Origin of the sequence: Citrobacter sp. L55, assembly GCF_002850715.1 — a bacterium.
In the GTDB taxonomy this organism is placed as follows: Bacteria; Pseudomonadota; Gammaproteobacteria; order Enterobacterales; family Enterobacteriaceae; genus Citrobacter; species Citrobacter braakii.
In genome coordinates this window covers 1-13,293 of record NZ_KZ559418.1, presented here as the reverse complement: position 1 = coordinate 13,293, position 13,293 = coordinate 1, and the positions used below count along the sequence as shown (strand labels likewise).

Below are 13,293 nucleotides of genomic sequence, written 5' to 3'. Positions count from 1 at the left end.
GAGTCAGGCCTGATAGGTAAGCTGATTTACATACGTTCTACGGTTTCGATACCCAGCGTATCCAGACCCAGCTTCAGGGTTTTCGCCGTCAACTGTGCCAGTTTCAGGCGGCTGTTACGAATCTCTTCGTTTTCAGCGCTGAGGATAGGGCAGTGCTCGTAGAAGCCGGAGAACAGACCGGCAACGTCGTACAGGTAAGCACACATCACGTGCGGCGTACCTTCACGTGCAACAACGGTCAACGTTTCTTCAAACTGCAGCAGACGCGCAGCCAACTGAGCCTCGCGATCTTCACTGATAATCACCTGCGCATTTGCCAGCGCGCTTTCGTCGATATCCGCTTTACGGAACACGGACAGTACGCGGGTGTAGGCGTACTGCATATACGGCGCAGTGTTCCCTTCGAACGCCAGCATATTGTCCCAGTCGAAGATGTAGTCGGTGGTACGGTTTTTGGACAGATCGGCATATTTCACCGCGCCGATACCGACCGCATTCGCCAGTTTTTCCAGCTCGTCGGCAGGCATGTCCGGGTTCTTCTCCGCTACCAGACGGCGTGCGCGTTCCAGCGCTTCATCCAGCAGATCGGCCAGTTTAACCGTGCCACCCGCACGGGTTTTGAACGGCTTGCCGTCTTTACCCAGCATCATACCGAACATGTGGTGTTCCAGCGGCACAGAGTCCGGCACATAACCGGCTTTACGCACGATGGTCCAGGCCTGCATTAAGTGCTGATGCTGACGGGAGTCGATGTAATAAAGTACGCGGTCGGCATGCAGCGTTTCATAACGGTACTTGGCGCAGGCGATGTCGGTCGTGGTGTAGAGATAGCCGCCATCTTTCTTCTGAATGATTACGCCCATCGGTTCACCTTCCTTGTTCTTATACTCATCAAGGAATACGACGGTAGCGCCTTCGCTTTCAACAGCCAGGCCTTTAGCTTTGAGATCGGCCACGATGCCAGGCAGCATCGGGTTGTACAGGCTTTCACCCATGACGTCGTCACGGGTCAGGGTGACGTTCAGGCGATCGTAGGTTAACTGGTTTTGCGACATGGTGATGTCGACCAGTTTGCGCCACATCTCACGGAAGTACTCGTCGCCGCCTTGCAGCTTCACGACATAACTCCGGGCACGTTCCGCGAAGGCTTCATCTTCGTCGTAATGTTTTTTCGCATCACGGTAGAAACCTTCAAGGTCAGCCAGCGCCATCTCGCCAGCATTTTCCTGCTGCTGTTTTTCCAGCCATGCGATGAGCATACCGAACTGAGTACCCCAGTCGCCGACGTGGTTGGCGCGGATAACATTGTGACCGAGGAACTCCAGCGTACGCACCGCAGCGTCACCGATGATGGTGGAACGCAGGTGACCAACGTGCATCTCTTTCGCTACGTTAGGTGCGGAGTAATCAACCACAACGGTTTGTTTAGCCGGTTGGGTGACGCCCAGACGATCGGAAGCCAGCGCCTGCTGAACGTGCTGCGCCAGAAATGCCGGATCGAGAAAAATATTGATAAAGCCCGGGCCTGCAATTTCAACTTTGCTGGCGATCCCGTTGAGATCCAAATGAGTCAGCACCTGCTCAGCCAGTTGTCGCGGCGCCATACCCAGTTTTTTAGCGACAGCCATCATGCCGTTAGCCTGATAGTCGCCGAACTGTACTTTTGCTGACTGACGAACCTGCGGTTCGCAATCTGCAGGCGCGCCTGCAGCAATCATGGCCTGACTGACTTTTTCTGAGAGAAGAGCCTGAATATTCACCGGAATACCTTACATTTATGAAGCGGCTTAAAATGCACCGCACCAGTTTAAGAATTAAGGGCGGGAGTATACTGCAAATGCCCGTTGCCGTCAGCATTGCGAGTATCGCCAGCAGCCTGAAATATAAACATTGTCATTACGTATAATTATTCATATTGCGCTTAAGAAAATCAGCAGTTGGTTGGGGCTGCGCAACAGGGTAAATTAGCGGCTTTGAATATGGATATGAGCTTTCATTATGGCGAACTGGCAAACAGTTGCAGAACTGCATGATATTTCCGCAGATTTACCGCATTTCATTCAGGCGTTAACGGATCTTTCCACTCGCCTTGGGCTGGATATCTCATCGCTTGAAGCCGATCACATTTCTCTGCGTTGTCATCAAAATACCACCGCAGAGCGCTGGCGTCGTGGGTTTGAACAGTGCGGCGAATTGATGTCAGAAAATATCATCAATGGCCGACCGATTTGCTTGTTCAAACTCGATGAGCCAGTTTGTGTGCAACACTGGCAATTTTCTATCGTAGAACTGCCGTGGCCGGGCGAAAAGCGTTATCCGCATGAAGGCTGGGAGCATGTTGAAATTGTTCTGCCGGGTGAGGTGGAGACGCTGAATGCACGAGCGCTGGCGCTGCTTTCAGATCACGGGCTGAGCCAGCCGGGTATATTTGTAAAAACCAGTTCGCCAAAAGGCGAGCGCGAACGTTTACCGAATCCAACGCTGGCGGTCAGCGATGGCAGCGTGACGATAAAATTCCATCCGTGGTCGATTGAAGCCATTGTGGCAAGCGAACGTCAGGAGTGAGTATGGCATTACTGGAAATCTGCTGTTACAGCATGGAGTGCGCGCGCACGGCGCAGCAAAACGGCGCGGATCGCATTGAGCTTTGCTCGGCGCCCAAAGAGGGGGGCTTAACGCCGTCCCTGGGCGTCTTGCGTTCGGTTCGCCAGCATATCTCGATTCCGGTCAATCCCATTATTCGCCCGCGCGGGGGCGACTTTTGTTACACCGACGGTGAATTCGCTGCAATGCTGGATGATATTGCGATAGTAAGAGAACTGGGGTTCTCAGGGTTGGTAACCGGCATTTTAGATGCAGAGGGTGATGTCGATATGCCGCGCATGGAGAAAATAATGATTGCGGCGGGAACGCTGCACGTCACTTTTCATCGGGCCTTTGACATGTGCGCTAACCCACTCAATGCGCTAAAAAAATTAGCTGATTTGGGCGTCGCCAGAGTGCTGACTTCCGGGCAAAAATCAGATGCGGTGCAAGGTTTAACAAAAATTATGGAACTTATTGCGCAGGGGGATGCTCCAATCATTATGGCCGGAGCGGGGGTTCGCGCCTCGAATTTGTCCCTGTTCCTTGATGCTGGAGTGCAGGAAGTCCACAGTTCTGCCGGAGTATGGTTGGCTTCCCCCATGCGTTATCGCAATTCGAGGTTGTCGATGTCTTCGGATGCACAGGCGGATGAGTATTCACGCTATGCGGTAGACGGGGCGGCGGTTGCGGAAATGAAAGCAATCATTGCACACCACCAGGCCAGCTGATTTTACCGTTGCATCATGTCGCCCAATATGATGCTTGCTCGTACCAGGCCCCTGCAATTTCAACAGGGGCCTTTTTTTATCCTGCATATTTCAAGCCGCAGCGGAGTTGGCTGCCTTTCTGCAACTTGAACTATTTTGCAGAAAGAGTGCTATCTGGCAAAAATAACTACGGCTTACGTGCAATCAATACCGCGCGTAATGGGGCCGGGTAGCCTTCCACCGTTTTGCTGTGATCGTTCGGGTCGAGGAAGTCGGCCAGGGATTCGGTTATCATCCACTCGGTGCGGCGCTGCTCTTCGGTGGTGGTGACGCAGACATCAGCGATGCGCACATCAACAAACCCACATTTTTCCAGCCAGTTTTTTAACGCCAACGCAGAAGGAATAAAGTAAACGTTACGCATCTGCGCGTAGCGATCGCCCGGTACCAGTACGGTATTTTCATCACCTTCGACGACCAGCGTTTCCAGTACCAGTTCGCCATCTTTCACCAACTGATCCTTCAACTGCCACAGGTGTTCCAGCGGTGAACGGCGGTGATAAAGCACTCCCATGGAGAATACGGTATCAAAGGCGTTGAGCGCCGGAAGCTGCTCAATACCCAGCGGCAGCAGGTGAGCGCGCTGGTCATTGCCCAGCAGTTTACGTACTGCCTCAAACTGGCACAGAAACAGCTGGGTAGGATCGATGCCAACCGCCAGATGCGCCCCCGCGCCAATCATGCGCCACATGTGATATCCACTCCCGCAGCCGACATCAAGAATGGTGCGCCCGGTGAGGTCAGACAAGTGCGGCAGAACGCGATCCCATTTCCAGTCCGAGCGCCACTCGGTATCTATATTGACGCCGTACAACGAGTACGGCCCTTTACGCCATGGCATCAGGTTACGCATCAGGGTGTCGATACGTTTGAGCTGACCGTCGCTGAGCGGCTCATCGCTTTCGGCGGTAACGCTATGCAGTAAGTCCAGGCGATGCGGCGTCAGCTCGGGCAGAAACTCGACCGCATTTGACCACTGCTTAAACAAGCCGTGCTGATCGCGCTGCCAGGTCGCGATTTGCGCCGGGAGCGTTTCCAGCCAATGGGAAAGGTGATTTTTGGCAATCAGTTGATAAAAGTTACCAAAGTCGATCATGCGCTAACCTCAGCTTTCAGTGCCACCAGAGAACCAAAGTTAAAGCACTGGAACCACAATTCGCTGTGTTCAAAGCCCGCCTGATGCAGTCTCGCTTTGTGCGTTTCGACCGAGTCGGTCAGCATCACGTTCTCCAGCATGCTGCGCTTTTGGCTGATTTCCAGCTCGCTATAGCCATTTGCTCGTTTGAAATCGTGGTGCATGTTGAACAGCAGCTCGCCAACGTTAGCGTCTTCGAAACTGAATTTCTCAGACAGCACCAGCGCGCCGCCGGGGTTCAGCCCCTGATAAATCTTATCCAACAATGCCTGGCGCTCAGGTGGCTCAAGGAATTGCAGGGTAAAATTCAGCACCACCATCGAGGCGTTTTCGATAGTAATGTTGCGAATATCGCCTTCGACAACGTCAACCGGTGTCGGCGCTTTATAGGCGTCAATATGACGGCGGCAACGCTCAACCATAGCCGGGGAGTTATCAACGGCAATAATTTTGCAATTCTCGTGATGAATATTGCGACGCACCGAGAGCGTCGCAGCGCCCAGAGAACAGCCCAGATCGTAGACCTGTGTGTTGGGTTGTACGAAACGTTCGGCCAACATCCCAATCATAGAAATGATATTGGAATAGCCAGGAACGGATCGCTGGATCATATCCGGGAAGACTTCAGCTACCCGTTCATCAAAGGTCCAGTCACCCAGACTGGCGATAGGCGCAGAAAAAAGCGTGTCGCGGTGAGACATAACGTAAAAATCCGGGAAAAATAAAGTGGCGTATTGTGCGCTAATGCAGGGAGAAAACCAACTCCCAGGGCATATACCAAAGATTCGCCAGCACCATTAGCAACAGCGAACACCAGGTCGCACTCATGCCTGAACGGCGCCAGCGGAAAAGCCGGTGATGGAATCCGTAATAATGCATCAGTCGTCCGGCAATCAAAATCAGCCCGCAAATATGCACCATCCACGTTTCTGCGCCGTTCATTTCCATAAATAACAGCAGCACCAATGCGACGGGAATATATTCCACCGCATTACCGTGAATGCGGATAGCGCTTTGTAGTTCGCTAAAACCTCCGTCACCATATGCAACGCGGTATTGCATGCGCAGGCGAACGACGTCAAAGGAGAACTTAATTAACAATAACGCACCCAATACGGCATAAAGCGCGCTTACCATACAAACTCCCTTTTAAAATGGCTGATGGCATTGACTATGATAGGTGGCATTTTCAGAAAAGAGAAGATTGCTGTGGAATAGACGGAGCTGATCCGATCTCTGGCAGGGCGCTGCGTAAATTTGCCCATAGCGTATCGACAAGCTCCGGGGCCTGCGCGATATCCGGGGTATGTAAAAACAGATACGGCGTTGTGGTTTGTTGCCATTGCGACAGCTTGGTCAGCCAGACGGCAAAAAGCGCGCTGTTTTGTGCCATATTATCGCTGCCGATAAAGCGTACCATCGGATGGTTTGCCGTCACCACCGCATGCACCGGAACCTTTGGCTTCTTGCGCTGGGCGTCGCGTATCGCTTCAGTATGTGGTATTGCGGCATGTACCGGTCGACTGTCCAGAATCACCCGATTTACCCTGCGCTCATGTAGGCCTCGATTGAATCGTTGCTCTGTTTCGCCTTTGGCAAAGAAGTCCGGATGGCGAACTTCCACACCGTAGGTAAAGGATTTGGGGAGCGCATCGAGAAACTGCCACAAGGCTGGCAGGTCGTGCGGGCCAAAAGTTGCGGGTAATTGCAGCCAGTATTGCCCAATGCGTGATTCAAGTGGCGACATGCGCGTGAAAAACTCGTGTACCAGGTCATCGCAATTACGCAGCGCGGCCTGATGCGAAATGGTGGCCGGAAACTTAAAACAAAATCGAAACACATCGGTAGTCTGCGCATGCCAGCGGGCCACAATGTCGGCTTTTGGCAGCGCGTACAGCGTGGTATTACCCTCCACGCAGTTAACATGACGGGCGTTAGAGGTTAACTTACTGATTTTAATAATCCTCCCGCACTGTTCTCGTGGCTATGGGGCATCAATGGGGCAAAATCTGCCAGCTTCTGATTCAGCATTGCGATCTGCTCTGCGCTGCTGTCAGCCATCCATGCACCATACACATTGAACACCATCTGGGCGCTCGCATGCCCCATCTGACTGGCAATAAAACTCGGGTTTGCACCAGCAGATAATGACCAGCACGCATAGGTATGTCGTGACTGGTACGCCTTTCTGTGTCTGATTCCTGCGCGCTTTAGTGCCGCTTCCCATGAGTCGCCTACAGAATCGACCCGGTAGATAAATCCGACCTGCTTACTGCGTCTTACCACATGCGGGTTAAAGACGAATGTACACTCATGGTTCACCACACGGCCATACTCACGTAACTGAACTTCAATGTGATGTTGCCTGCCCAGCCTTGTCATTTCAGCCTGATTTTTCAGGATACTGATTGCGGGCTGGATAAGATGCACCACTCGATCTGTGCTTGCCTCGGTTTTCGGTAGAGTGAACTCACCAAGTTTCGTATAATTACGCCTGACGGTAATTGTTCCCGCCTTCAGGTCGATATCTTCCCAGGCCAGGGAGACCAGTTCCCCGTGACGCATTCCTGTGTACACTGCTAATGACCACAGGTTTTTCGTCTGCTGATGCCGGCATGCATCTATCAGGCGAATAAATTCATCACGAGAAAGAGGATCTGGTTCTGCCCTGGCTTTTTTCAGAGGCTTAATTCCCTCGAATGGGTTCACCTCTAAGTAACCGTGATCCGCAGCAAACTGAAACATTCCGGCCATTGTCGTCATGTAATAGTTCACAGTAACAACGCTTCGCCCTTTTGCCGGGGATTTGTTCTTCGTCGGATTCTGGTAACCAGTTAGCAAATCTTTCCTGAGATACAGCAATTCCTCTTTGGTTACTGCTGACGCCAGGCGATTACCTCCGATCCTCGGCACCATATTCCTTGCGACAGACTCATAGCGATTGAATGCGTTCGCGCAGATTTCCATCCGTTTCAGATCCAGCCATTTTTCTTCAAGTTCTTTCACTGTAATGTCTTTTTTACTTACACCAAAAGCCTTGAGGTTAGGGGAGTCAGGAAACTGGGTTGCATAATCAAATGTTCCTGTGCGGATGGCAAAACATACTGATGTCCGCAGTTCCCCGGCTATCTTCCTGTTCTTAGCGGTGTCAGGGACACCGAGACTTTCCCTGACACGCTTACCTTTAAAATTAAACCAGATGCGTAAAGTGCCACCGTGGTTTTCGACGCCTGTTGGATATGTGACTTTATCCATTGGTGTTACCTCCAGACGCCCAAGAGCGATACGAGCTTACCTTTTTCATGGCATCAAATCACCCTGGCTGCTTGCTTTTCATTGAAGCGACCCAGGCATCTACAGCCTTTCTGTTATACATGCACTCACTGGAAGGTTTAGGATTCCCGTCAGGCGATACGTGGATATACTCCCTCCCAACCATCCAGCATTCTTTTCTGGCTCGGAGGATGGTACCGGGTTTGAGCCCGGTAACCGCGATAAGAACGCTTTCACAGACCCACTCGTTGGGGGCTAACTGGAGAATATTGCTCATGGTTATTTATCCATTACCCTGGCTGCACCCAGGGGAATTACAGATCGCTGCTGGTGGCCGGAATCAACTTATTCCAGATCGCGGACACGTATTTTGCCTGATGTCGCGCATCGGCCAGTGCGTTATGTGCAACCCCATCGAATGGCATATCTCGCTTTGGATCGAAACCCACAACTCTGCCTAATGTGACGATGGTTCTGACGTCGTGATCGTTCCAAAATTGCCACGGACAAACCTGGCCGGCGCGCTCATATGCGCCGCGCAATATAACGTTGTCGAAAGTAGCTCCATTGCCCCAAACTTTTAAATATTTTGGGTTATCAGAATGCCGATTAATGAAATGGCTCAGTTCAGATAGGGCAGACGATATCGGCATCGCATCATCAACACAGATTGCTGATCGCGCTTCTGAGCTTTGTCTTAACCACCATAGAATAGTGTCACCATCCGGCACCGCTCCCTGCTCCATAGCGCTTTCAAGGTTAACGGCGGTGTAAAACTCCTGACCCAATTCACCGCTTTGCGGATCGAAGAATACGGCACCAATGGAGACGATAGGGGCATTCGGTTTTTTGCCCATGGACTCAAGGTCGATCATTAAGTTGTTCACGTTAAATATTCTCCTGTTTGGCTATTCAGTAATCTTGCCGCGACGCATCGCACGTAGGTTTTTCAGGTTTGTTTCCTGCTCTATTTCGGCACATATTTTGCGATACTCATCATGCTCCACTCGTTCAAAATCTTCGTTAAAGCGTTTGATGCTAATCGTTCTCAGCCCGCCATCATTGCGTTTAATTCGGACCGAGTGATCACTACAGCTATGGATAATTACGGGCCAGTTGCTACTGTCCGTGTAGATTTGACCGCGCCGAATCAGGCTAAACATTCTTATTTTTTCTCCTGCTCTGACTGTTCTTTGATATGCAATCGAGGTTCCCCGTCTTTCGGCTCAGGCCATTGGCGAACCTTATTTATAGCCAGCTTTTTTATCATTGCCTGGGTAATCTGCTCATCACTGATACCGGCACGACGTTGCGCATCCCATAACAGGAATTGCATGTCAGCCCATTCGCTAAGGTCGCCTGGTTCAGCAGCAGCCTCGAGCGCTTCTTTGGAAAGGTGCTTCAGCGGACCAACTGGACCGACATCGCCGAAAGTAGCCTGTGACCACGCTGCATGCTCACGGCGTACCAGCTCGCGGGCAATAGCCCCATCAATATCAATCACCTTCACAGCATCAGCCATTGCGTAGCCTAGATTACCGCCGTCGCTTTGTGCTGCTGCTTTGCTGAGTATTTCGCGTATCTGGTGCAGGCGATCGAGTGATACAGGACCGTGCGCCTGGTGGTTAGTTGTCATGGGTTAGTCCTTCCCGATAACTGCGTTAATTTGATTAAGAACGATATCTGTCATCACTCCTTTCCCGTTTACGGAGACGTGGGCCATAATTTCACTTCGCGCTGCTTTGAGCGTTCCGACGCTCACCATGACCATTCTCTGATTCTCTTTGTTTGCAGACTGCAAACGCTCTAAAGGTGATTTGTCAGCCATGCTCACTCCCCCTTCACGCCAATGCCAGCGTATGGTTCGTCATCGAGGTCAATTGGAGAAGCGCAGCGAGGGCAATATCCATCACAATCAACTATCGCCAATACCTCGATGTCATGTTTGCATGAACAGCACTTCACAAATTTAGTCTCATCCCGCGCCTCCAGTTCTGCTATGCGCCGGTTAAGGGTTTTGATGGCACGGGTACCATCCTCCAGTTGCTCACGCAGAACCCAATCACCCATAGCAATAAGCTCTTCATTTGTTGCCGGGGTTTCTACCGGAAGGTAGGCAAACAGCAAACGACGCTTAACCAGGTAAACCAAGCGCTCGTCATTGCTTTCACTGAGCACATCAATAAGCCCCTCTGCATACGCGGCATTGATGCATCCTGCCGCATTTTCAACGCTGTTATTTAGCCCAGCGTTCTCGCTTAACAGTTCTGCTATGCGCTTCTCTGCGGCTTCCAGCTCATCCAGCAGCGCCAGAACCTCAGGATCGCCGCCAGGGCCATAATCGGTTACGCGAGAACGAGCATAATGGTCGTCTGCGAAGTCTCGACCCTCAGCAAATTTGTATCCTTCGCCATCCTTATCGATTCGGCCAGTGCATCCGTATACGACACTTCCACCACCGGCACGCTGGATTGTCATGACAGACCCGCAGATATGGCATTTCGGCGCTGGTTTTTCTGAATAGCGCTCACGCAGCGCCTGTTTGTTGAGTGCTGTCATTGGGCTGTTAGTCATTCCAGGCCTCCAGCTCGTTCTGGATTTCCTCGTCGATCTCGTCATTGGTGGCGTCTTCGTTCAGATAGTCACGAGCTTCTTTGAGATACTGTTCACGGCGTTCGTGGTACCAGGCAGAGAACTCCGGCGACCACCCTCGATTAGTCTCCTGAAAATCTACCATCGCATTATCCTCTGCCATACGCTCTACCATGCAATCAGCGGTAGTCAGGGCACATTCCCGGATGTAACTGCGAAGGTAGTGCTTACGCCAGTACGGACTGTGTTTCGAGTCGCAGCGGCCTTTAAATTCGACGGTCCAGCGACGGATGCAACGTGCGTTCAGAGATTTACTCATTGTGCAGCTCCCTTTCTGGCTGTGTTTAATAGCTGGTTAAACATCATGGTTAAGCTGTTACTGCACCCAAACGGCATATCGTTAACACGGTAAGTAGGAATTCCCTTGCGAACACCAGACTTCACGATCCGGCCGGTGCCATAGAGTTGCGATAATGCGCCAGCGACCGCGGGTGTCTTTTTGTTCATACCTTTGGCGATTTCACCGCTGGTGGTATTCGGATGAGCCTGGAGATATTCAAATACGGTCATGGCGTTTTACCTTTACGTTCCTGTTCCAGTTGCACCAGAGACTCTTTTAATGCTGCGAACGTAGCGTCCAGTCTGGTGGCGACTTCGCGCATAAGCAGTGCATGCTTTGGTGGCAACTCAGCAACGGAGGCAAAAGCCTCCGCTACGAGTTCTTTTACCTTCATGCGGCGCATTGGCGCTGCTCCATCAATTCGTTGAAGCGATTAATGAACATGCCATATGACTGGCCTGGACGAACTGGGTTGATGATGAATAGATCCGTTGGGACAACTCCCTCGAGGCAAGGCCACACGGAACCTTCGTCAATCTCAAAATCGCGGCGTTCGCTGGCAAGCATCACCAGATCGGCATATTTCACGGTTGGGTGTTGCCCCGTCGGTAGGCCAAATTTCTGGCGAATAGCTGCGTCTACGCGAGCTTCGATCACCTGGTAATCAGGTAACAGGCGCTTAAGCGGTGAGGGTATATCCTGCAGGTAGGCTTCGGCGGCATCATGAAGCAGGGCTTCTAATGCAAACTCCTGCGGAACGAGGTGGCTGGTTAAAACGCTATGTTGGCCGACGCTGTAAAACTCAGGAAGATGCCCTGCAAAGCGGCAGATATGAGACAACGCGGTAGCGATATCTTCGATCACGATATCGTCCTGTTGGATATCGAGGTAATTAAAGTGTTTGCCGGATAATGTCTGAATGTAGCTCATGGTTTTCTCCATATTGGCGCGCTGCACCGCGCAGATTTTGGTTGCACGAATCCCTCGCCGGGTGGCGATAATTAATGGAATTACGCTTCAATAAATCCCCGCGGCGCCGGGGATTTAATGCAGAGCAATTAGGCTTTAAAGTTACCGATGAAAGTTTCCACTGATTCACCTTCGAACTTGCTGATCAGCAAATCGCGGAATTCGTTGGCGATCTCTTCTTCCTGGGCTTCAAGTTGGACGATGCGCAGAACAAAGCAGGGTTCATCGCTGGTCAGCAGGCTGTTACGCAAGTTAAAGCGGCGTTCGCCCAGACCTTCATACGGCACACATTTGAACTCGAACGCCACAGGCATTACGTCTTTGCTGCTTGCTTCAACGCTTTGCATCAGCGATTTTTTACCAGCGAAATCACCAGTTTCATGGTCCTGCTGTGTTGCTTGCTGAATAGTGATACGACGCACAGCCTGAGCTGCCTGGGAAATCTGCATCGTATTGCCATCAGCATCAAACGCCAGAAGGTAATCGCTCCAGTCTTCCAGCCATTCGGCGATTTGCTTTTGCTTCAGACGTTGACCGTCGATTTGCAGTAGCGCGCGGAACGGGGCGGTTTTCTTCAGGGTGATTGAAGCAACGTTATCGGCGTGACCGGGATTATCCAGGGTGCCGATGTTGAACACTGAACGGGCGGTCATGTTGTCAGCGTCAATAAAGCAACGAGCTGGCTCACTGTCGCTAGCGTAACCTTTAGAATAACGTGCGAAGTCGTCAATACTGGTTGTGGCCATGGTGCCACGAAAGCGGAAACGCTCCAGAGAAAAGCGCTCGAGGCTTTCAACGCCAGTACCCTCTGGCAGTAATGCGGTCGGGCAAGCCAGGCCATGAATATCATTCAGGTGATAACCGGAAAGAACCAGGTCTTTGACCTGCTTGAAGGTACCGCTGTCTAACTGAGACATAAAAATTCCTTATTAACTGATGATCAAAGTGGTATCAGTGAGTTTGTTGTTGCGGATCACTGAGCCGCTTTAAGCTTTCCATCCACCGCGCCAGTGATCCCGAACAGCTGACCCTGATCTTCCTGCAGGATGGTGAGCTTCCCGCCTTTGTTGACCCACATCGGTGTTTCGGTTGTGTCCTCTTCGGAGGCTTTACCACGCGGTGTTGGGGTGCTGTAGTTCAGCTTGTGCTTGATCTTCACGCGCTTCTCTTCAACGGAATTACCCATACGCTCAAAATCAAATGTGAGGACTACTTTGCCTTTGTTGCCGTTGTTCAGAACCCCAAGCGCGGTGGTATTAAGTGCTGCCGCGATTTTGTTCATGAACACGCCGGCATCCAGTTCGCCAAGAAAATCTGGCACTACGGTCATGCGGTCATTACTCATGGTTTTACCCTCGTTAAGGCGGCTGCAACCGCCGAACTTTCTCCATACACAACAGAGAAGGGCACCTGCATTGGTCGGCGGTTTGCAGAGACCGCTTTCTTTTTGCCCGGGTGGATTGGGTTATGAGCCCGTCGCCCGGTGATGCCCTTTTCTGTTGTGCCCTGAAAAAGGCTGGCGGTTACCGGACAAACGGGAAAACACCGGGCCGCCAGAACAGGGAGTTACTTGTTATTGCTTTGGCCTGCTTTTAACCACATCAGGCGCGGTGGTATCCTTCTAAGTCGCT

19 protein-coding genes and 1 pseudogene are annotated in these 13,293 nt (G+C 51.6%); 2 read left to right on the top strand and 18 right to left on the bottom strand.

The genetic code is table 11. The features are described 5' to 3' along the window. Positions 1 to 26: 26 nt before the first annotated feature. A complete protein-coding gene (argS, locus tag B9P82_RS24565; RefSeq protein ID WP_016153423.1) occupies positions 27 to 1,760 on the bottom strand; it encodes an arginine--tRNA ligase in 1,734 nt (577 codons plus the stop codon). A 238-nt stretch (positions 1,761 to 1,998) separates the two neighbouring features. Between argS and B9P82_RS24560 the strand changes: the two genes are divergently transcribed. Continuing rightward, on the top strand, positions 1,999 to 2,565 hold the full coding sequence (locus B9P82_RS24560) for a VOC family protein (protein WP_101701136.1): 567 nt from the start codon (positions 1,999 to 2,001) through the stop codon (positions 2,563 to 2,565). A gap of 2 nt (positions 2,566 to 2,567) precedes the next feature. After that, the gene (cutC, locus tag B9P82_RS24555) at positions 2,568 to 3,314 is read left to right on the top strand and encodes a copper homeostasis protein CutC (RefSeq protein WP_101701135.1); all 747 of its coding nucleotides are present in this window, start codon (positions 2,568 to 2,570) and stop codon (positions 3,312 to 3,314) included. A gap of 166 nt (positions 3,315 to 3,480) precedes the next feature. Here cutC and cmoB read toward each other — a convergent pair whose 3' ends face one another. The 17 genes and pseudogenes from cmoB to B9P82_RS24475 form a co-directional block, all read right to left on the bottom strand. Then, complete coding sequence (cmoB, locus tag B9P82_RS24550; protein WP_016153420.1) at positions 3,481 to 4,449, bottom strand: tRNA 5-methoxyuridine(34)/uridine 5-oxyacetic acid(34) synthase CmoB; 969 nt, start codon at positions 4,447 to 4,449, stop codon at positions 3,481 to 3,483. Continuing rightward, the gene (gene cmoA, locus B9P82_RS24545; RefSeq protein ID WP_016153419.1) at positions 4,446 to 5,189 is read right to left on the bottom strand and encodes a carboxy-S-adenosyl-L-methionine synthase CmoA; all 744 of its coding nucleotides are present in this window, start codon (positions 5,187 to 5,189) and stop codon (positions 4,446 to 4,448) included. The genes cmoB and cmoA overlap by 4 nt, the downstream gene beginning before the upstream one ends. Before the next feature lie 40 nt (positions 5,190 to 5,229). After that, positions 5,230 to 5,625, bottom strand: a complete 396-nt coding sequence (locus tag B9P82_RS24540; RefSeq protein WP_016153418.1) for an MAPEG family protein — start codon at positions 5,623 to 5,625, stop codon at positions 5,230 to 5,232. Positions 5,626 to 5,677: 52 nt separating this feature from the next. Beyond that, complete coding sequence (locus B9P82_RS24535) at positions 5,678 to 6,451, bottom strand: DUF72 domain-containing protein (RefSeq protein ID WP_101701134.1); 774 nt, start codon at positions 6,449 to 6,451, stop codon at positions 5,678 to 5,680. Then, positions 6,430 to 7,743 (bottom strand): tyrosine-type recombinase/integrase, encoded by a 1,314-nt coding sequence (locus B9P82_RS24530; RefSeq protein ID WP_065944757.1) that lies wholly within the window; start codon positions 7,741 to 7,743, stop codon positions 6,430 to 6,432. Before B9P82_RS24530 ends, B9P82_RS24535 begins: the two co-directional genes overlap by 22 nt. 58 nt (positions 7,744 to 7,801) lie before the next feature. Then, positions 7,802 to 8,038: an excisionase family protein gene (locus tag B9P82_RS24525; protein WP_065944758.1), complete on the bottom strand. Its 237-nt coding sequence runs from the start codon at positions 8,036 to 8,038 to the stop codon at positions 7,802 to 7,804. Positions 8,039 to 8,075: 37 nt separating this feature from the next. Next, positions 8,076 to 8,648 carry a 3'-5' exonuclease gene (locus tag B9P82_RS24520; RefSeq protein ID WP_065944759.1) on the bottom strand — a complete coding sequence of 191 codons (573 nt, stop codon included), beginning with the start codon at positions 8,646 to 8,648 and terminating at the stop codon, positions 8,076 to 8,078. Between the two features lie 21 nt (positions 8,649 to 8,669). Further along, positions 8,670 to 8,924 carry a DUF4222 domain-containing protein gene (locus B9P82_RS24515; protein ID WP_053390038.1) on the bottom strand — a complete coding sequence of 85 codons (255 nt, stop codon included), beginning with the start codon at positions 8,922 to 8,924 and terminating at the stop codon, positions 8,670 to 8,672. Positions 8,925 to 8,947: 23 nt separating this feature from the next. Next, positions 8,948 to 9,238 (bottom strand): annotated as a pseudogene (locus tag B9P82_RS29145) (DUF550 domain-containing protein); the annotation flags it as partial. Positions 9,239 to 9,400: 162 nt separating this feature from the next. Continuing rightward, the gene (locus B9P82_RS24505; protein WP_101701132.1) at positions 9,401 to 9,589 is read right to left on the bottom strand and encodes a hypothetical protein; all 189 of its coding nucleotides are present in this window, start codon (positions 9,587 to 9,589) and stop codon (positions 9,401 to 9,403) included. Between the two features lie 2 nt (positions 9,590 to 9,591). Continuing rightward, complete coding sequence (locus B9P82_RS24500; protein WP_246842163.1) at positions 9,592 to 10,335, bottom strand: ead/Ea22-like family protein; 744 nt, start codon at positions 10,333 to 10,335, stop codon at positions 9,592 to 9,594. Continuing rightward, positions 10,328 to 10,672 (bottom strand): hypothetical protein, encoded by a 345-nt coding sequence (locus B9P82_RS24495; RefSeq protein ID WP_101701131.1) that lies wholly within the window; start codon positions 10,670 to 10,672, stop codon positions 10,328 to 10,330. The genes B9P82_RS24500 and B9P82_RS24495 overlap by 8 nt, the downstream gene beginning before the upstream one ends. Next, positions 10,669 to 10,923: a hypothetical protein gene (locus B9P82_RS24490; RefSeq protein ID WP_049015418.1), complete on the bottom strand. Its 255-nt coding sequence runs from the start codon at positions 10,921 to 10,923 to the stop codon at positions 10,669 to 10,671. Before B9P82_RS24490 ends, B9P82_RS24495 begins: the two co-directional genes overlap by 4 nt. Continuing rightward, the gene (locus tag B9P82_RS28575) at positions 10,920 to 11,096 is read right to left on the bottom strand and encodes a hypothetical protein (RefSeq protein WP_164742462.1); all 177 of its coding nucleotides are present in this window, start codon (positions 11,094 to 11,096) and stop codon (positions 10,920 to 10,922) included. Before B9P82_RS28575 ends, B9P82_RS24490 begins: the two co-directional genes overlap by 4 nt. After that, complete coding sequence (locus B9P82_RS24485) at positions 11,084 to 11,623, bottom strand: hypothetical protein (RefSeq protein WP_061381733.1); 540 nt, start codon at positions 11,621 to 11,623, stop codon at positions 11,084 to 11,086. Before B9P82_RS24485 ends, B9P82_RS28575 begins: the two co-directional genes overlap by 13 nt. 128 nt (positions 11,624 to 11,751) lie before the next feature. Then, a complete protein-coding gene (locus tag B9P82_RS24480; protein WP_101701130.1) occupies positions 11,752 to 12,579 on the bottom strand; it encodes a YfdQ family protein in 828 nt (275 codons plus the stop codon). Between the two features lie 56 nt (positions 12,580 to 12,635). After that, positions 12,636 to 13,007: a hypothetical protein gene (locus tag B9P82_RS24475; RefSeq protein ID WP_001515608.1), complete on the bottom strand. Its 372-nt coding sequence runs from the start codon at positions 13,005 to 13,007 to the stop codon at positions 12,636 to 12,638. Positions 13,008 to 13,293: the final 286 nt, after the last annotated feature.

Bases quoted from the DNA above. Each gene is read 5' to 3' on its own strand.
- B9P82_RS24560 (WP_101701136.1), top strand. From the start codon at position 1,999: ATGGCGAACTGGCAAACAGTTGCAGAACTGCATGATATTTCCGCAGAT.
- cutC (WP_101701135.1), top strand. From the start codon at position 2,568: ATGGCATTACTGGAAATCTGCTGTTACAGCATGGAGTGCGCGCGCACG.
- cmoB (WP_016153420.1), bottom strand. From the start codon at position 4,449: ATGATCGACTTTGGTAACTTTTATCAACTGATTGCCAAAAATCACCTT.
- cmoA (WP_016153419.1), bottom strand. From the start codon at position 5,189: ATGTCTCACCGCGACACGCTTTTTTCTGCGCCTATCGCCAGTCTGGGT.
- B9P82_RS24540 (WP_016153418.1), bottom strand. From the start codon at position 5,625: ATGGTAAGCGCGCTTTATGCCGTATTGGGTGCGTTATTGTTAATTAAG.
- B9P82_RS24530 (WP_065944757.1), bottom strand. From the start codon at position 7,743: ATGGATAAAGTCACATATCCAACAGGCGTCGAAAACCACGGTGGCACT.
- B9P82_RS24525 (WP_065944758.1), bottom strand. From the start codon at position 8,038: ATGAGCAATATTCTCCAGTTAGCCCCCAACGAGTGGGTCTGTGAAAGC.
- B9P82_RS24515 (WP_053390038.1), bottom strand. From the start codon at position 8,924: ATGTTTAGCCTGATTCGGCGCGGTCAAATCTACACGGACAGTAGCAAC.
- B9P82_RS24505 (WP_101701132.1), bottom strand. From the start codon at position 9,589: ATGGCTGACAAATCACCTTTAGAGCGTTTGCAGTCTGCAAACAAAGAG.
- B9P82_RS24500 (WP_246842163.1), bottom strand. From the start codon at position 10,335: ATGACTAACAGCCCAATGACAGCACTCAACAAACAGGCGCTGCGTGAG.
- B9P82_RS24495 (WP_101701131.1), bottom strand. From the start codon at position 10,672: ATGAGTAAATCTCTGAACGCACGTTGCATCCGTCGCTGGACCGTCGAA.
- B9P82_RS24490 (WP_049015418.1), bottom strand. From the start codon at position 10,923: ATGACCGTATTTGAATATCTCCAGGCTCATCCGAATACCACCAGCGGT.
- B9P82_RS28575 (WP_164742462.1), bottom strand. From the start codon at position 11,096: ATGCGCCGCATGAAGGTAAAAGAACTCGTAGCGGAGGCTTTTGCCTCC.
- B9P82_RS24485 (WP_061381733.1), bottom strand. From the start codon at position 11,623: ATGAGCTACATTCAGACATTATCCGGCAAACACTTTAATTACCTCGAT.
- B9P82_RS24480 (WP_101701130.1), bottom strand. From the start codon at position 12,579: ATGTCTCAGTTAGACAGCGGTACCTTCAAGCAGGTCAAAGACCTGGTT.
- B9P82_RS24475 (WP_001515608.1), bottom strand. From the start codon at position 13,007: ATGAGTAATGACCGCATGACCGTAGTGCCAGATTTTCTTGGCGAACTG.